This is a genomic window from Flavobacterium piscis (assembly GCF_031457575.1).
In the GTDB taxonomy this organism is placed as follows: Bacteria; Bacteroidota; Bacteroidia; order Flavobacteriales; family Flavobacteriaceae; genus Flavobacterium; species Flavobacterium piscis_A.
The window spans coordinates 23,778-41,438 of the sequence record NZ_JAVDWQ010000009.1 but is presented as its reverse complement, the minus strand read 5'-3'; the positions used below and the strand labels follow the sequence as shown (position 1 = coordinate 41,438).

The window sequence follows — 17,661 nt, the reverse complement described above, 5'->3', positions numbered from 1 at the left end:
TTTTACTGGTTTTAAAATGCAAAAATAAGATATAGTTTTTAGAATATGGAAATAAATTTGATTAGCGATACGATTACCAAGCCTACCTACGAAATGTTGCAATATATGTTCAATGCCCAGGTGGGAGATGATGTATATAAGCAAGATCCTACGGTGATTGAGTTGGAAACAAGGGTTGCTGAGTTTTTTGGTATGGAAGCAGGTTTGTTTTTTCCGTCAGGGACTATGGCTAATCAGGCAGCAATTAAATTGCATACACAGCCCGGAGAGCAATTAATAGCCAATAAATATGCACATGTTTATCATTATGAAGGAGGAGGTGTTTCATTTAACAGCGGGGTTTCGTGTTGCTTATTAGATGGAAATCGCGGGATGATAAATGCAAATCAGGTAGCTGCAGCAATCAATGACCCGGAATTTTACCATAGCCCGTTAACGAGTTTGGTTTGTGTGGAGAATACAACCAATAAAGGCGGGGGAGCCTGTTATGAATTGGAAGATTTAAAAGAGATAAAAAAGGTTTGCGATACAAATAATCTGAAATTCCATTTGGATGGTGCGAGAATTTGGAATGCATTAGTTGCCAAAAGACAAAATCCGAAAGAATTTGGTGCTATTTTCGATACGATATCCGTTTGTTTGTCAAAAGGATTAGGGGCTCCGATAGGTTCTGTATTATTAGGAACAAAAGCAGATATTCACAGAGCGTTGAGAATCAGAAAGATATTGGGCGGGGGAATGCGTCAGGTTGGGTATTTGGCAGCTGCCGGATTATATGCCTTAGCACATAATATTGAAAGACTGGCCGATGATCACAGAAGGGCAAAAGAAATTGCAGCTGTGCTGGCAACAAAATCATGGGTTTCTGAAATTGAGACAGTGGAAACCAATATTTTGATTTTTTCGTTGGCTGAAGGATATAGCGATAAGCTTTTAATCGAAAAATTAAAGCAGAAAAATATTTTAATAAGTGCAATGGGGCACAATAAACTCCGAGTTGTTACGCATTTAGATTATAAAGAAGTGATGCATACCTATGTTATTGAAACATTGCAGAAGTTTTAGAAAAAGCTATAAGGTTTTAAAATTTCCTGCCAATTACCACTATCCTAAAAAGTAAGAACTGATTGGTTCTTCTTTTTTATAAACAATACATAAAATTCAAAAAAAAAATGATGAGGTGCCTTTAAACCCCATCATTTTTTATTTACACAGTTAGTGAGACTACCTAGATTTAAAATTTTCTAGGATCATTTTCCTCATAACTTTCTTCAGTTTCCTCTTCGATTTCGACATCTTCAAAATCATCTTCTTCCTCTAAATCATCATTTTCCAAATCCTCGTCGTCTTCAGTTTCATTAAAGTCATCAGAAGGATTGTCAAATTCGTCATTTATTTCTAATTCCTCGTCATCGTGTTCAAGATCTTTTGGATTATGAAAGTCATCATCCAGATCATCTAAATCATCTTCATCATTTGTAATTCTTTCCTGGTCAGGATTTGGGTTATTAGGGTCATATCCGTTTCTAATAGTATAACCGCGATCAGCAATTTCTTCATTGGTTTGTTTTAGCTCATCGTTTTCATACAATTCTTCGCTTACAATATTATTTCTGTCTCCTGCATTTTGATTTGAATTTTCGGGATTTCTTGTATCAGTTGCAAGGTTGTTTCTTTGTTCTGTAGTATTCATAATAATGATTTATTGATTATATATTTACAAATCTATTGATGATAAGTTAGAATGTGGTTATAGAATTTTTAAATGTAATTCTATAATTTACAGTTGATTATCTTGTTTAAATGCTATAATTTTCAAAGTTATACTTCTTTAATTTATCAAAAGGATTAATCATTTCGTTCTAAATCATCAGTATCGATGTTATCATCATTTTGTATACCTTCTTCCTCATCTTCAATATTTTCATCCCGGTAAAATTCTTCATCTTCCTGATGGTTTATAATATGTTCCTGTTCATTTATTACCTGTTCTTCATTAGGAATATTTTCATTTCGTAGAATATTGTCTTTTTTTAGAAGAGTATTAATAGCAATGTCTATAAACATGGCAGTCTCAACATTCAAATATCCTCCCTGGAAGTTTTGATGGAAATAAACTTCTGCTTCTTTACCTATATATGTATCTGTTTTCATAATATTAAATTTTATTGTTTGATTTAATACAAATCTATACATGAAATCATAAAATACTTTACAGGATTATATAATGTACTTTCATAATATTCAGGTGTTTATAATAGAACTTTAGAGTAAAATATTATAATCGAGTAGTTGATTTACAATTTAATTTTGAAAATATTAATCACATAAAACTCATATATATGAAAACTACAGAAAGTAAAAAAGAAACAGCTCCTAAAGAAGAAACCAAAAAAGGAGTAACAAAGGCAAAATCAAATGCTGCATCCGGATTAACAGAATTATTTGAAGATGGACTTAAAGATATCTACTGGGCGGAGAAAGCTTTAACTAAAGCGATTCCGTTAATGGCAAAAAATGCGACATCAGCTGACTTAATTGAAGCATTAAACAGTCATTTGACCGAAACGGAAGACCATGTAATCCGTTTAGAGAAAGTTTTTGAATTAATTGGCAAAAAAGCGAGCGCTAAAAAATGTGATGCTATGGAAGGTCTTATTGAAGAAGGAAAAGAAATTCTGGAAGAAACAGAAATTGGGGTTGTGCGAGATGCCGGAATTATTTCTGCAAGCCAAAAAATAGAACATTACGAGATTGCTTCTTATGGGACATTAAGACAGTTTGCCGAAACTTTAGGTTTTGAAGAAGTTGCTGCTTTATTAGAAGAAACATTGGATGAAGAAAAAGGCGCTGACAAAAAACTTACTGAAGTGGCTGTAAATGCAGTTAATCTTGAAGCTGCAGAAGCAGATTAAATAATAAAAGTATTTGAAAAAGTGCAGTTGCCTGACTGCACTTTTTTTGTTTAATGCATAATCTCAAATAAATAAAATGCCAGAAGGTCCGTCAATAGTAATTTTAAAGGAAGCAATGGAGCAATTTGCCGGTAAAAAGGTAATTGATGTTGCAGGTAATACCAGTATTGATATTGAACGTTTAAGGGATAAAAAAATACTTTCTTTTAAAACCTGGGGTAAACATTTTTTAATTTGTTTTGATGGGTTTACTGTCAAAATTCATTTGCTGATGTTTGGTACTTATCGCATAAACGAGAGGAAAGATACTGCTCCCAAACTAAGTTTAATTTTTTCAAAAGGTGAAGTTAATTTCTATACCTGTTCAATTAAAATCCTGGAAGGGGATATTAATTTGCATTATGATTGGCGTGAGGATGTGATGAATGAAAATTGGAATCCTGAAAAAGCCAAGGAAAGCCTGCATAAAATTCCGAAGCAGCTAATTTGCGACGCATTGTTAGATCAAAACATATTTTCGGGAGTGGGAAATATTATCAAAAATGAGGTTTTATACAGGACTAAAATTCATCCGGAATCATTGGTTGGTAAAATTCCCGATGAGAAACTCAGGATAATTATTGGTGAAGCTTCAATATATAGTTTTCAATTTTTAGACTGGAAGAAAAAGTATGAATTGAAAAAACACTGGCTTGCCCATTCCAAAAAAGTTTGTGTTCGCTGTGAAGTTCCCTTAGAAAAAAAATATTCAGGAATAAAAAAACGCCGTAGTTTCTTTTGTACTAATTGTCAAATATTGCATCAATGAAAAATGATATTTTAATTGGCTGTTCCAGTTACAACAATCGTTACTGGAAAGGGATTTTTTATCCCGAAAACCTGCCATCTTCCAAATGGTTTGATTATTACTGTCAACATTTTGATACGTATGAATTTAACGGTAGCTTTTATAAATTTCCAACAGTAAAAACATTTGATAATTGGTATAAAAAAGCCCCGGATGATTTTATATTTTCTGTAAAAGTACCCAAAGAGATTACGCATATTAAAAAGTTTACGGACTGCAGTAGCCTAATTTCAGATTTTTATACCATTTGCGAAACCGGATTAAAAGAAAAGTTAGGATGTATTTTGTTCCAGTTACCGCCAAGTTATGATTACAGCAAAGAAAGGCTTAATCTGATTATAATGAGTTTAGATCCAAAATTTAAAAATGTAATTGAATTTCGTCATGAAAGCTGGTGGAATGAAGAAGTTTGGGAAGCTTTTCTTGTAAATAATATTACATTTTGCAGTGTGAGTTATCCGAAACTTCCGGAAACTATTTTTACTGAATTTCCATTGCTCTATATCAGGCTGCATGGGAATTTAAAACTCTTTTATTCAGGTTATTCGCCAACAGAATTAAGTCATATAAAGAATAAAATAAAAGAGAAAAATGCCTTTGTTTATTTTAATAATACTGCAGGTACCGAAGGTATTTTAAATGCTTTGGAATTCAAAAAAATATAAAAAATTAATGGCAACCTCATAAATAAGAAATTACCATTAATTTGATAATAGAAAATTATAATTCTAAGTTTCCTTCAATCCCGTCATCCATAGTTTTTCCGGTAATTAGAGATACAGTCATTTTAGCAACGGCTACCATTTTGCCATGTTTGTTGTTCCAGTAGTGTCCGTCTTCTGGGATTACTTTAATAATACTTAAATTAGGATCGTCTTCCCCTTCCGGCATCCAGACTTTAATGATAGGATTCCACAATTCCTTAATTTTTCTTCTTTCATATAGTATAGTAGCATTTCCATGTAAAGTCAAAAACTTATCATGAGGCTGAGCAAAAAATATTTCTACTTTCGGATTCAGGTTTATTTCCTCATTTTTATTACTGTGTTTGTCAGACAAAAACCAAAGGTGCCCATTATCATCAATTTCCTGTACCGACATTGGTCTGGATTTCAGTTTTCCATCCTTGTAAGTACAAAACATACATGTTTTTATGTCTTCGGCCAGATCTTTTATTTTCTCTGTTGCCGATTCGTTTCTAAGGTCTTTATGATCTCCCATAATTTTATCTTTTTGTTATTAGAGTTTCTTTTATAAAGTTCTTATTTTTTTGACTTTAATAGTTTATATAATTCAGTTGTAAGATTGTCATTTTTCTATTTAAAAAAGACATATAGAAGTTTTCCATTAGTACTTAAATACATATTTTAATTATCTTTGACCTTCAATTATCTATAATTTCAAACCTGAGATGACTGACTTAACTATATTTTATACTGATGATGATGAAGACGATTTAAACATTTTTACTGATGCTGTTGAGTCATTACAAAAAAAAATACAGCTTCAGACTTATAATGGAGGAGATAAATTATTAAAAGCAATTTATAATCCCCCGCCAACACCAAATGTTATATTTCTGGATTTAAATATGCCTGGTAAAAATGGATTTGATGTACTGTCAGAACTTCGTAATTCTGAAACAAAAAGTGATATTCCGGTAGTTATATTTTCAACTTCAAACGAACCGGCCATTATTGAAAGATGTCGTTTATTAGGAGCTAACTATTTTATTACGAAACCGGTTTTAATGAAAGACATCGTAAAGTCAATTGAGCATTCATTGGAAATAGACTGGAATGAGTTTGTTCCTACAGATTGTAATTTTGTATATAAGTCATAAAGATTAGAATAAAATAGCAGTCATTATATTCAGAACCAATTATGAATATAATGGCATTTTTTTTACAATTTTAAAAGTAGCTCTGTTGCTTTTTTACTATGGTAATAACTTTTTTTTGTGATTCTCAGTTACAAAAAATATTAAATGGGATAATAATATTACTTATTGAGTCAATTAACAAATATAATATAAAGGAAATTTGTTATTAGGATTAGTTAGAAATATTAAAAAAGTGCATCATGAAAAGAGAATATTCAAAACACGAAACTGATTATATAGAAGAGTATCAAAAAAATGGGTATAACACTAATTTCTTGTTTGAGAATAATTGCCTGATTGACGTTGATACAAAATATGGATATAAGCCGGACGAAATTTTCATTGTAGCCCATCATCGTTACGAGGGCATGAGCGATCCGGATGATATGTCTATCCTATATGTAATTGAAACAGCCGACCAGATAAAAGGGACTTATTTACTTGGATATGGCCCTTCTGCTGAGTTGGAAGCTGCTGAATTTTTTAAGGATATTCCAAAAGAAAATTATTCTAATAATGCTGATATTCAAAAGCTGACATAAAATAACTTTCAATACTTCATTAAAAGCATAAAGGATCATACTTAGATTTTTTTATTTTGCTGAAAAAACAGCTGTTCAAATTTATTTTGGATAGCTGTTTTTGTTTTCAACCTAATTTATTAAGTAAAGTATTAATTATGAAAGGCATATAAAAAATTATATAACATTTTAAGTGGCAAGTATAGCGAAATTTGAATAGTTCAAAAAAGGTAAATAAATGACCTTTTAAAACTTCAAATTACTAGACATAAAATTTTAAATTGCTATATAATGAAAAAACTATACTTAAATACGGGCGGATTAGAAACTATTTTTGAGAATCTTCAAGATAGTTTACAGGGTACTCTCACGTCAGAAAATAATCAGTATAATTTAGTAATAAAATCTAAAAAGTCCAAAGGTACAATTAGCGGAATTTCGTTTACCAAACAATTGGCTTATATAGATTTTGATATGGAATTTAATGATGACGTTATTTTAAGTATGGAATCCTCAGTGAATTCACCTGTGGTATTTGCTTATTGTACAGACGGAACTCTGGAACATAGTTTCGGAATTAATGGCGAAAAGAAAAATTTGAAAGAAAACCAGGCAGGAATTTTAAGAAATACATCAGGCATTAACAGTGTTTTATTTTTTAAAGCTTTTCAGCGTGTTAAGTTTTCTATTATAAGCAGTAATGTTTCCAACCTGGAAAATGTAGAAAATTCAGATTTGTTCGCTGGTTTAAACACAATATTTACCAACCCATCCGGCAATTACAGATATGTTGGTCAACTTAATTTAAAAATAGCAGAAAAACTTCTGGAGCTTAAAAACGTTCCTCAAAAGGGAATAGTTGGAAATTTAGTAAAAAAGCGAATTTTAGAAAGTATACTGGGAACTGAGATGGCACTGCATAGCTATGGGTATATGAAAGCGATACAGCCTATCCTGACTTTAGCAAATAAACAAATTGATGATTTAAAAAGAATTTCAAATTTAAACATTGCAGAAGTTATTTATGGAGTTGGACAAGCTAGGCGGCATTATTTACCTCGATTACTGAAAGGAAAACACCATTTGGCATTTAGTTTTCACCACTCTAAAACGAGTTAGCTGGCAGGGCATTACATATTCTATCTTTTATTAGGAGAAAAACAGCTTTTATTGAGCTGTTTTTTTATACCTATTCTTTTTCGTAGTAAATAATAAAATAAACCATTATTAAATTTAAGAACAGTGAAATGCTATTACTAAGAATTATTGGAAAATCTTTTTTCAGAATCCCGTAAACAATCCATAATGCAATTCCAAAGGTCAAAACGCTAAAAGTTAATAATGAAATTTGCTTTACTTTTTTTGTTTTCCAAACTTTGACAATTTGTGGAACAACAGAAATAGTTACACAGATTCCGGCAGAAACTCCAAGGATATCAGTAATATTCATAGTGTTAGTTTTAAATTTAGCCTCCAACAATTTCACCGCCATTTATGTGAATAAATTGTCCTGTAATATAACTACTGTCTTCACAAGCTAGAAAAACATATGCTGGAGCAACTTCTGAAGGCTGGCCGGCCCTTCCCATTGGATTGTCTTTTCCAAAATCTGAAACTTTATCAAAACTGGCGACAATTAGGGGAGTCCATATCGGTCCGGGCGCTACGCCGTTAACACGTATTTGTTTTTTAGCAAGCATAGCAGATAATGATCTTGTAAAACTGACAATTGCCCCTTTTGTACTTGCGTAATCAACCAAATGTTCACTGCCGCGGTATGCAGTTACAGAACTGGTGTTAATGATGGTGTCTCCCTTCTGTAAATATGGCAATGCCGCCTTGGTAATATAGAAATAGGGATAAATATTGGTTTCAAATGTTTTGTGAAGCTGGGCTTCAGTAATATTTTCCAGTTCATTCTCAGGAAATTGTAGGGCAGCATTATTTACTACAATGTTGATTTTCTTAAATGTTGTATGGCATTTTTTTATTGCTTTTTTGCAAAATGCAGGATCCTTTAAATCCCCACTTATCAAAAGACATTGTTGTCCTTCTTTTTTTACTAATTCTTTTGTATCCAGTGCATCCTTATTTTCTTTTAAGTAAACTATTGCAATATCAGCACCTTCACGGGCAAAATGAATGGCAACACTCCTGCCAATTCCGCTGTCACCACCAGTTATAAAAGCTACTTTTCCTTGCAGTTTTCCGCTTCCTGTATAATTTTCCCGGATAATTTCTGGTTCGGGTGTCATTTTATATTCATTACCGGGAAGATTTTGCTTTTGTTCGGGAAATGATTTCGATTTTTTCATGATATTTATCTTTAATGTGTGAATTCTAATCTAAGTTATGACTAAGGATTTTATTTTTTTAACTGAAAAAAACGAAAGAATATCTCAATAAACACTTATTCATATTAATTTCAATCATCAGGAAATAATTAATCCCTTAATTTTGTTTTGCTTATTCATTTGTTTCTTATGAATAATTTACAAAAGAGGCTGCTTATTATTAGTTTTTTTATTTAATGGCATAAAAAAAGTAGTTTCCCTTGTATTTTTTATAAATTTGATAGCTTGTGTTATTGTAGTTAATTTTCTTAAGACAAACCTAACACTCAAATTAATTTTTGTATTTATTTATAACGTTTACCCCAATAAAATGATATTAATTGTAGATGATATCCGGGCTAATATAATAGCCCTGAAAAAAACTTTAGAAATGCATGATATAGAGGTCGATAGTGCTGATTCTGGAGAGGAAGCGTTAAAAAAAATACTAAAAAAAGAGTATTCCCTTATTATTATGGATGTTCAGATGCCTGGTCTGGACGGCTTTGAGGTTGTGAAAATTTTATCCGGAAATACTCGTACAAAAGATATTCCTGTTATTTTTTTGTCGGCAATTAGTATAGATAAAAAATACATTTCGAAAGGATATGAAACGGGAGGAATCGATTATATAACCAAACCTGTCGATATTGATTTACTTATTTTAAAAGTAAAAACGTATATAAAAATCTATAATCAGCAAAATGAGCTGAAAATAATGAAAGATTTGCTCTCAAAGGAAATCAAAATCAGAAAAGAAGCTCAGGATAATCTTGAAATTAAAATTGCTGAAAGAACCAAAGAATTAGTTGCAAAAAACGAAGAATTAGAATTCAGAAACCATGAATTGCAACAATTTTCCTGGGTAGTTTCACATGATTTGAATGAACCTATTCGTAAAATTCAAATATTCGTTAAAATTATCAAAGAACTCTATTTGGTTAGTGATGAAAAGGCAATTGATTATGTTAACCGTACTATTAAATCGGCTGAAAGAATGCAGACTCTGATTACTGATTTATTGGCTTATTCCCGGTTGTCATCAAAGGTTTCACCGGAAAAAACAGATTTAAACGTTGTTTTACAAGAAGTTTTATCCGATTTTGATTATTTGATAGAACGTAAAAATGCAATAATCAAAACAAATAAATTACCTACAATAGACAGTATTCCGAGTCAGTTGCGACAAGTATTTCAAAACTTAATCGGAAACGCCCTTAAATTTTCTGTAGACATCAGAATTCCACATATTGAGATAAGCTCAGAATTAATAGAAACAAAAGATTTTGACGCTAAAGTTTCACCTAATGGGAAATATTGCCGAATTATAGTAAAAGATAACGGAATTGGTTTTGATGAAATATATCTGGATCGAATTTTTATCATATTCCAAAGCCTTAACGATCGCCAAACTTATGAAGGAACAGGTGTAGGCTTGGCCATTGCAAAAAAAATAATCGAAAAACACAACGGATTAATTACTGCCAAAAGCCAGGTAGGAAATGGTGCAACTTTTATCATGGTTTTACCATTAGAATATGAAGAATTAAAATAGTTATATGAAAAAAAATAATTTTAAAAGAAATTTATTAATCAGTTCGTTTTTTTCGTTATTGATATTAACGGTTAGCTCGCTGGCTTCATTTCTTAGTATAAAAAGTCTATTAACCAGTAACTATTGGGTTAACCATACTCAGCAAGTTATTTATAATTTAAATGAAGGTGCGGCGTTAATAACTGACTCTCAAACTAGTATGAGGGGTTATTTAATTACTGCTGATGAACATTTTCTGGATCAATATTACAACGCTGAACAACTTTCCAATTCTTATTTTGACAAAATTGAAGATATGACTGTTGATAATACAGTTCAGCAAAAAAACTTAAAAGAATTAAAGAGGCTGAGAGGTAATTTCTTCAAATATTTAAATAATCAGGTTGTAAAAAAACGCTTAAACAAGAACATAGTCACTTTTGACCTTAATGAAGGAAAAAAAATGATGGATGAATTACGCAGTTATTTCAAGCGAATTGAAAGTTCTGAGCAGCAGTTATTAAAGGATCGCAGCGAAAACTCTCAGCGATATGGCACATATAGTTTTGTTTTAATAATTGTTGCTTTTGTAATTTCTTTAATTATCAGCATCATATTTATGGGCAGAATTTTAAAAGATTACAATGAGCGTACTTTGCTTCAAAATGAATTAATTAAAAAAGATAAAGAAACTGCAGAAAGAATTGAAGTTATTAGTGCCATTGCCTTTAATATTTCTAAAGGAAATTTTGACAGCCGTGTAGATGATACTAAAGCAGATGCCCTGGGAATTGTTGGGGATTCATTAAATAATATGAGCATTTCATTAAAAAATTCATTTGAGTTATTGTCGCACAAAGAATGGCTTCAGACTGGAATTGCAAAATTGAATAACGTAATGTTAGGAGATAAGGAAATAGAGCATTTAGCTGAGGATGTTATTGAATATTTATGTGATTATACAAATAGTAATGCAGGAATTTTATATACTTTAGAAGGGGATGAACTTTTAGCTGCTGCCGGCTACAGCTATATTCCGAGTAAAAATAAAGAGCGTATAAAAAAAGGTGATGGTTTAGTAGGACAATCTGTTGTTTCCGGGAAAATACTGGAATTAAAATCATTCGCACCGGAAGATATTCACATTAGCTATGCTCTTGGGGAATTAAAACCAAGCCATATTGTGGCAGTACCTTTGTTAGATACAAAAGTAGAAGGGGTGATTGAACTGGCAAGTATTACTGAATTTTCACCATTAGAATTAGAATTTTTACAAGTTGTTTCGGGTAATATTGCAATTGCTATAAAATCAACAAAAAACAGAAAACGTGTTCTGGAATTGTTAGAAGAGACTCAATCCCAATCGGAAGAGTTACAAGTTCAGCATAGTGATCTTGAGGCTATAAACGCTGAACTAGAAGCACAAACAGAAAAACTTCAGGCATCTGAAGAAGAGTTAAGGGTACAGCAGGAAGAACTTCAGCAAATAAATGAAGAGCTGTCTGAAAGAAGTGTTTTGCTGGAAGAAAAAAACAACGAAATTCAAAAAAAATCAGAAGCTTTAGAACTTACTACGCGTTACAAATCAGAATTTTTGGCTAATATGTCACATGAACTGAGAACGCCGTTGAATTCTATTTTACTGTTGAGCCGATTATTGTCTGAAAACAATAATCAAAGCATGAACACCGAAGAAATTGAATTTGCAAAAGTTATTATGAGTTCTGGTAATAGCCTTCTGGGATTAATTGACGAAATTCTTGATTTGTCGAAAATAGAAGCCGGAAAAATGGAACTTGAATTCTTAGATGTTTCTACGAAAGAAATAACGGATAATTTATCTGGTTTATTTACACAAGTGGCCAAAGAGAAAAACATTGATTTTGAAATTATTTCGGAAGAAGCGCCGATTATCATCAAAACTGATAAAATGCGTTTGGAGCAAATACTTAAAAACCTGATTTCAAATGCTATTAAATTTACAGAGAAAGGTTCTGTAAGCCTGGAAATTAAAATCAATACAGATGACGACAAGATAATTTGTTTTATCATAAAAGATACCGGAATTGGAATCCCATTAGATAAGCAGCCATTAATTTTTGAAGCTTTTCAACAGGCAGATGGTTCTACAAAACGTAAATATGGAGGAACCGGTTTAGGATTATCCATCAGCAGGGAATTGGCAAAATTGCTTAAAGGAGAAATTATTCTGCATAGTGAAGAAAATCAGGGAAGTACCTTTACTTTATGCTTACCAGTTTTTGGATCAGAAATTAAAAAAGTTGTTGTAGAAAAAACACCGCCAATACAAATTGAGCAGGTAGAAGAAACAAAAGAAAATAATCTTAAAAAGAAATATATCAGTACCATCATTCCTGATGAAATTGAAGACGACAGAAATTCGGTACTAATAAATGACAAGGTTATTTTGATAGTAGAAGACGATATGAATTTTGCAAAATCCTTATTAACTTTTACACGCAAAAGCGGCTACAAAGGTATTGTATCCGTTCGGGGAGATTATGCATTAGACTTTGCTTTGCTTTATAAACCGGTAGGAATATTGCTTGATATAGAACTTCCTGTAAAAAGTGGCTGGGAAGTTCTGGAAGAATTAAAGAATAATATGCTGACAAAGCATATTCCGGTTCACATTATGTCGTCGCATAAATTAAAACAGGAAAGTTTATTAAAAGGGGCAGTTGACTTTCTGGACAAACCAGTAGCATTTGATAAAATTCCGGAAGTTTTTATGAGGATTGAACATATTATTAACAAAGAATCACAAAAAGTCCTGATTATAGAAGATAATCCGAAGCATGCGAAAGCATTATCTTATTTTTTAGAAAACTATAATATCAACTCTGAGATTAAAAGCGAAGTTTCTGATGGGCTTACCGCTTTGAATAAAGCTGATGTGGACTGTGTAATTTTAGATATGGGAATTCCGGATAAACAAGCATATCAGATTTTAGATAGCGTGAAGAAAAGCCCTGGATTGGAAAACCTCCCTGTTATTGTATTCACCGGGAAAAGTTTATCGCTTAAAGAAGAAGTAAAAATTAAAAAATATGCTGATTCTATAATTGTAAAAACAGCACATTCTTATCAACGAATGCTTGATGAAGTTTCTCTTTTTCTGCATTTGGTTGAGGAAGATAAAGGTCACAACGGTAGAAAAGAAAGCTATAAAAAACTCAATTTATTAAATAATATTCTATTTGAGAAAACCGTTTTGATTGTTGATGATGATGTACGTAATATTTATTCATTGACAAAAGCCCTGGAAGTTTTTAAGATGAAAGTAATTACAGCATTTGATGGAAAAGAAGCAATCAATGTCTTAGAGGAAAATCCTAATACAGATATTGTATTGCTGGATATGATGATGCCACATATGGATGGATATGAGACAGCTGAAAAAATAAGAATCAATCCCAAATATTTGAACCTTCCAATAATTGCTGTTACTGCAAAAGCAATGACAGGAGATAGGGAAAAATGTATAAAAGCTGGTGCTTCAGACTATATAACTAAACCGGTAGATATTGATCAGCTGCTTTCTTTATTAAGAGTATGGCTGTATGATAAAGTTTAAAAATTAAAAAGATGAATAAAAAAAGGCTATTAATTGTTGATGATGATTCAAGGAACATTTTTGCAATGGTCAATACCTTGCGTGCAAAATCATTTGAATGTTTGTCTTGTTTGAGTGCTGAGGAAGCTTTAAAAATATTAAGTTCCGATGAAATTATTGATGCTGTTTTAATTGACATGATGATGCCAGAAATGGACGGATACGAAGCAATTCCTTTAATAAAGAAAATCCCTTCCGGAAGGTCTGTTCTTATAGTAGCTGTAACTGCCCAGGCAATGCCAGGCGATAAAGAGAAATGTTTGGAGGCCGGAGCTGATGATTATATTTCTAAACCTGTGGATGTTGATAAATTGCTTATGATTTTAAGCAAAATTTGAAAGATTATGATAGAAGACATCGAGTTAGAAACCCTTATAAATGACGTGTATGAATATTACGGTTTTGACTTTGGAAGTTATTCCAGGGCCTCTTTAAAAAGACGTGTGAACAGGGTATATCAACTAGATGGATTTACTCACTTTCACGAATTTCTGTCGAAAGTCAGATATGACCCTGAATATTATAAGCACATGGTTGACGAAATAACTGTAAATGTTACAGAAATGTTTCGCGACCCTGCAGTTTATAGTGTAATACGAAATCAGATATTACCGCAATTGGCTCCTAAACCATTCATTCGATTGTGGCATGCAGGCTGCTCTACTGGTGAAGAAGTCTACTCAATGGCAATTTTACTAAAGGAAGCCGGACTGTTACATAAATCACTTATTTATGCTACCGATATAAATGAAAAAGTATTGGAAACAGCAAAAAAAGGTATTTTTCCATTAAGAATGATGAAAGAATATTCAGAAAATTACAGGGATGCTGGCGGAAAGGAAGATTTTTCAAGTTACTACACAGCAAATTATGGAATAGCAAAATTTAATGCAGAATTAGGTCAGAAAATGGTTTTTTCACAACACAATTTAGTTTCAGATACTTCATTTAATGAATTTGACTTTATAATATGTCGCAATGTTTTGATTTATTTTGATAATGATCTGCAAAAAAGAGCCATTAATTTATTTGATGAAAGCTTATCCGTTCTGGGTTTTTTGGCTTTAGGAACCAAAGAGACCATTAAATATTCAATGTCGTTAAATAAATACAAACAACTCGATAGGGAAAAAATATGGAGGAAAGTAAAATAACAGCAGATTGTAAAGTCATTATTATAGGAGGTTCAGCCGGAAGTTTACATGCTTTAATAAAGATATTGCCTGAACTGCCTAAAATAAACAGGCTTGCCATCGTAATTGTCGTTCATAGAAAAAGTACAGATGAAGAAACTTTAGAAGAACTCATTAAATTAAAATCCAATATAGAAGTTAAACCAGTAGAGGATAAAGTACCACTTTTGCCCGGATTTATCTATGTTGCGCCATCAAATTATCATTTGCTATTTGAAAAAAACAACCAATTGTCGCTTGATACCTCTGAAAAAATAAATTACAGCAGACCCAGCATAGATGTTTCCTTCGAATCAGCCGCAGAAATTTATAAAGATCAATTAATTGGGATTTTATTATCAGGTTCTAATGCTGATGGAACTAAAGGACTTAAAGCGATTCAGAATTTTGGTGGAATTATTGTAGTTCAGGATCCCCTTTCTGCAGAAATGCCATTTATGCCAAGTAATGCAATCCGGAATACAACACCTGATTTTATTTTGGATATACCTCAAATTATTCAGTTTATCCTATCTATAGACAATTAATTTTTAACTGTTTAGTATTCAAAAAAGGAGTTATTTATAACAAGGTTATAATAATTTGCCAGCCTTGAAATGAATTATATAAATATAGAGCTAATTATATCATAAATTATTAATGAATTCACCTATTTATGTTCTGGGAACAGGGCTTTCGCACAACGGACCAGCAGTTTTATTTAAAAAACGGGCGTATTTGTTTAGACATTGTGGCTTGTCCAGTTTTTATCAATAATATCTTTTGAACATCGTTGTTTAGTTTTTCAATATCAAAAAAACATCGGAAACTTTATTGAGCGTACTAATTTATCCATAATTTAATCTCTTAACCATTTTAACATTTTAGGAAAAGCTTCTTTGCCTTCTTTTTCTGCGCGTTCTTTTCCTAAAGCAAGTCCAGCCCATTCCAGAAAAGGTAAACCAATGTAATTTCCGCTGTTAAAATTTGAAATAAGCCACTCCGATTCATTTTTGTATCCCTTCGGATGAAATACAAATTCTATTGGCAATTCTAAATATTTTATTGCTGCAAAAGACCAGAGAATTGCTGCAATCTCTTCTCCTTGACTAGGCCAGTTGCAAACCATTTCATTTGTACCTGCTATTTTTCTCTCTGCAGTAGTAGTTACAGCCAAATGTCCCGCTTCATGCAGAATATCGCCAGGATACAATAATTTTTCAAAATCAATATATAAACAAGTTGGGCCTAAACTTAATCCCGGCAAAAATGAAGTTTCCAGTTCTTTCTCAATTACATCAATTCCTATTTCGTTTAAGAATGACAGGAGTTTTTTTAATTCAGGAGATTGCTTATTTATTGTCATGGTAAAAATTAATTAGGGATTAAGTCAATATACCAAAATCCGTAATCAAAAGCATCAGTTGCATTTGTGTCGCAAGCAGTATTAGATGAATCTTCATTTTTTGGTTTTTCATATTTTCGATACACCGTTTCACCGATTTCAAAATTAATGGGTTTCGAGAAAATTGGCCCATCAAAAGTAAAGGTATGAAACTCCCCATTTTCTCCACATACGTCTACATTTTCAGGTAAATCATTGATGAAATCCTGATCAATAATTCGGCCAACAAAACTTTTGTCTAAATGGCGTTCGTTTACACAAACAACAATTGTTTTAAATCCTAAACTGATAAATTCCTGAATCAAATCGTGAGTTGGAATTTTCCATAAAGGAAAAACGCCTTCAAAACCAATTTGAGCTAATTTATTCTCACGGTATATTCGCAAATCTTCCAGAAAAATATCTCCAAAAACCGAATGGGTAATACCTTGTTTTTTCAATTCGTCTAAGGTTTTGGCCATTACATTTTCATATACTTCCATGGTTGGCATTTCCGGAATCTGCATAATTTTCAAAGGCAAACCAATGCTTTTTGCCTGAGCTTCCAGCAGTTCTACACGTACACCGTGCATGGAAATTCGCTGATGTTGCTGATTAACGCTAGTTAACAGACATTCAATTTTAAATTCAGGATTTTGAAGAATTTTGTATAAAGTAAGGGCAGAATCTTTTCCGCTGCTCCAGTTAAATAAGGCTTTTTTTGGTGTTGACACGTTCTTGTAATTTTTCTAATGTAAACATACAAATTTCATTCGATTTGTTGACGAAACCTTTGTAACTTTGGATTTTTACAACCCCAAAGATGACATTATTTAAAAATAAATTTAAAATTGATTCAAATAGATTGAGAAATTGGGATTATTCTAATGAAGCAATTTATTTTATTACGATAGCAACTAAAAACAGGGAATGTATTTTTGGTTCTATTGAAAAAGGTAAAATGATTTTAAATGATAATGGGCAAATTGTTGAAAATGCACTTTTAAAATCAATTAAAATTCGTAAAAATTGGTTTTTTCATAATTGGGTGGTGATGCCCAATCATATTCATTTATTGATTGAAATTCAAAATGATCATTGTTCAGATTCTAACGTAGAGACGCACAACGTAGAGATGCACAGCAGTGCATCTACACACAGAACATCAACAAATGTAAAGACAATCGTTGAGAAGATGCACTGCTGTGCGTCTCTACAGAAAAACCAATCGGAATCAAAATTATCCAGAAAACCCAATTCAATCTCATCATTTGCAGCAATTTTTAAATCTGTTACGACTAAACAAATTAATGATGTTGAATCAATTCGGCAGTCTAATTATCATGACCATATTGTACGTAATTATAAAACAAAATTTATCAATACATAAAAAACCAATCCGGTAAACTGGAATACGGATTCTATAAATTCAAATT

General features: G+C 31.9%; 20 protein-coding genes. 13 read left to right on the top strand and 7 right to left on the bottom strand.

All coding sequences use genetic code 11. From position 1 onward, the window contains the following. The first annotated feature begins 45 nt into the window (after positions 1–45). Positions 46–1,065, top strand: coding sequence for a threonine aldolase family protein (locus J2W48_RS13665; protein WP_310282192.1), 1,020 nt, complete (start codon positions 46–48; stop codon positions 1,063–1,065). Between the two features lie 169 nt (positions 1,066–1,234). Here the strand turns inward: J2W48_RS13665 and J2W48_RS13660 are convergent, their stop codons facing one another. Continuing rightward, complete coding sequence (locus J2W48_RS13660) at positions 1,235–1,693, bottom strand: hypothetical protein (RefSeq protein ID WP_310282191.1); 459 nt, start codon at positions 1,691–1,693, stop codon at positions 1,235–1,237. Positions 1,694–1,848: 155 nt separating this feature from the next. Continuing rightward, the gene (locus J2W48_RS13655) at positions 1,849–2,154 is read right to left on the bottom strand and encodes a hypothetical protein (protein ID WP_310282190.1); all 306 of its coding nucleotides are present in this window, start codon (positions 2,152–2,154) and stop codon (positions 1,849–1,851) included. 188 nt (positions 2,155–2,342) lie between these two features. Between J2W48_RS13655 and J2W48_RS13650 the strand changes: the two genes are divergently transcribed. The 3 genes from J2W48_RS13650 to J2W48_RS13640 all read left to right on the top strand — a co-directional run bounded on the left by J2W48_RS13650 (position 2,343) and on the right by J2W48_RS13640 (position 4,427). Further along, the gene (locus J2W48_RS13650) at positions 2,343–2,915 is read left to right on the top strand and encodes a YciE/YciF ferroxidase family protein (RefSeq protein WP_310282189.1); all 573 of its coding nucleotides are present in this window, start codon (positions 2,343–2,345) and stop codon (positions 2,913–2,915) included. A gap of 76 nt (positions 2,916–2,991) precedes the next feature. Beyond that, complete coding sequence (locus J2W48_RS13645) at positions 2,992–3,723, top strand: DNA-formamidopyrimidine glycosylase family protein (protein ID WP_310282188.1); 732 nt, start codon at positions 2,992–2,994, stop codon at positions 3,721–3,723. Beyond that, entirely contained in the window at positions 3,720–4,427 is a 708-nt protein-coding gene (locus tag J2W48_RS13640) for a DUF72 domain-containing protein (RefSeq protein WP_310282187.1), read from the top strand. Before J2W48_RS13645 ends, J2W48_RS13640 begins: the two co-directional genes overlap by 4 nt. Positions 4,428–4,482: 55 nt before the next feature. Here J2W48_RS13640 and J2W48_RS13635 read toward each other — a convergent pair whose 3' ends face one another. Then, positions 4,483–4,983, bottom strand: a complete 501-nt coding sequence (locus tag J2W48_RS13635) for a pyridoxamine 5'-phosphate oxidase family protein (RefSeq protein WP_310282186.1) — start codon at positions 4,981–4,983, stop codon at positions 4,483–4,485. A 190-nt stretch (positions 4,984–5,173) separates the two neighbouring features. On the opposite strand from J2W48_RS13635, the gene J2W48_RS13630 reads away from it, so the two are divergent. The 3 genes from J2W48_RS13630 to J2W48_RS13620 all read left to right on the top strand — a co-directional run bounded on the left by J2W48_RS13630 (position 5,174) and on the right by J2W48_RS13620 (position 7,284). Next, entirely contained in the window at positions 5,174–5,605 is a 432-nt protein-coding gene (locus J2W48_RS13630) for a response regulator (RefSeq protein ID WP_310282185.1), read from the top strand. 239 nt (positions 5,606–5,844) lie between these two features. After that, a complete protein-coding gene (locus tag J2W48_RS13625) occupies positions 5,845–6,186 on the top strand; it encodes a hypothetical protein (RefSeq protein ID WP_310282184.1) in 342 nt (113 codons plus the stop codon). Positions 6,187–6,456: 270 nt separating this feature from the next. Then, positions 6,457–7,284 (top strand): hypothetical protein, encoded by an 828-nt coding sequence (locus J2W48_RS13620; protein ID WP_310282183.1) that lies wholly within the window; start codon positions 6,457–6,459, stop codon positions 7,282–7,284. A 70-nt stretch (positions 7,285–7,354) separates the two neighbouring features. Here the strand turns inward: J2W48_RS13620 and J2W48_RS13615 are convergent, their stop codons facing one another. Both J2W48_RS13615 and J2W48_RS13610 read right to left on the bottom strand, forming a co-directional pair. After that, on the bottom strand, positions 7,355–7,615 hold the full coding sequence (locus J2W48_RS13615) for a SemiSWEET family sugar transporter (RefSeq protein ID WP_310282182.1): 261 nt from the start codon (positions 7,613–7,615) through the stop codon (positions 7,355–7,357). Positions 7,616–7,631: 16 nt separating this feature from the next. Continuing rightward, positions 7,632–8,480, bottom strand: a complete 849-nt coding sequence (locus tag J2W48_RS13610; RefSeq protein ID WP_310282181.1) for an SDR family oxidoreductase — start codon at positions 8,478–8,480, stop codon at positions 7,632–7,634. A 349-nt stretch (positions 8,481–8,829) separates the two neighbouring features. Here J2W48_RS13610 and J2W48_RS13605 point away from each other — a divergent pair, with 349 nt between their 5' ends. The 5 genes from J2W48_RS13605 to J2W48_RS13585 are packed head-to-tail and all read left to right on the top strand — an operon-like array spanning position 8,830 to position 15,389. Beyond that, positions 8,830–10,053 (top strand): hybrid sensor histidine kinase/response regulator, encoded by a 1,224-nt coding sequence (locus J2W48_RS13605; RefSeq protein WP_310282180.1) that lies wholly within the window; start codon positions 8,830–8,832, stop codon positions 10,051–10,053. Between the two features lie 4 nt (positions 10,054–10,057). After that, positions 10,058–13,630 (top strand): response regulator, encoded by a 3,573-nt coding sequence (locus tag J2W48_RS13600; protein ID WP_310282179.1) that lies wholly within the window; start codon positions 10,058–10,060, stop codon positions 13,628–13,630. Positions 13,631–13,641: 11 nt separating this feature from the next. After that, positions 13,642–14,007, top strand: a complete 366-nt coding sequence (locus tag J2W48_RS13595; RefSeq protein WP_310282178.1) for a response regulator — start codon at positions 13,642–13,644, stop codon at positions 14,005–14,007. Positions 14,008–14,013: 6 nt separating this feature from the next. Then, on the top strand, positions 14,014–14,823 hold the full coding sequence (locus J2W48_RS13590; RefSeq protein WP_310282177.1) for a CheR family methyltransferase: 810 nt from the start codon (positions 14,014–14,016) through the stop codon (positions 14,821–14,823). Beyond that, positions 14,805–15,389 carry a chemotaxis protein CheB gene (locus tag J2W48_RS13585; RefSeq protein ID WP_310282176.1) on the top strand — a complete coding sequence of 195 codons (585 nt, stop codon included), beginning with the start codon at positions 14,805–14,807 and terminating at the stop codon, positions 15,387–15,389. Before J2W48_RS13590 ends, J2W48_RS13585 begins: the two co-directional genes overlap by 19 nt. Before the next feature lie 311 nt (positions 15,390–15,700). Here the strand turns inward: J2W48_RS13585 and J2W48_RS13580 are convergent, their stop codons facing one another. Together J2W48_RS13580 and J2W48_RS13575 are read right to left on the bottom strand one after the other, a co-directional pair. After that, a complete protein-coding gene (locus tag J2W48_RS13580; protein ID WP_310282175.1) occupies positions 15,701–16,207 on the bottom strand; it encodes an MBL fold metallo-hydrolase in 507 nt (168 codons plus the stop codon). A gap of 8 nt (positions 16,208–16,215) precedes the next feature. Continuing rightward, positions 16,216–16,959, bottom strand: a complete 744-nt coding sequence (locus J2W48_RS13575; RefSeq protein ID WP_310282174.1) for a Dph6-related ATP pyrophosphatase — start codon at positions 16,957–16,959, stop codon at positions 16,216–16,218. An 89-nt stretch (positions 16,960–17,048) separates the two neighbouring features. Here J2W48_RS13575 and J2W48_RS13570 point away from each other — a divergent pair, with 89 nt between their 5' ends. Continuing rightward, positions 17,049–17,615 carry a transposase gene (locus J2W48_RS13570; RefSeq protein WP_310282173.1) on the top strand — a complete coding sequence of 189 codons (567 nt, stop codon included), beginning with the start codon at positions 17,049–17,051 and terminating at the stop codon, positions 17,613–17,615. The last annotated feature ends 46 nt before the right edge of the window (positions 17,616–17,661 follow it).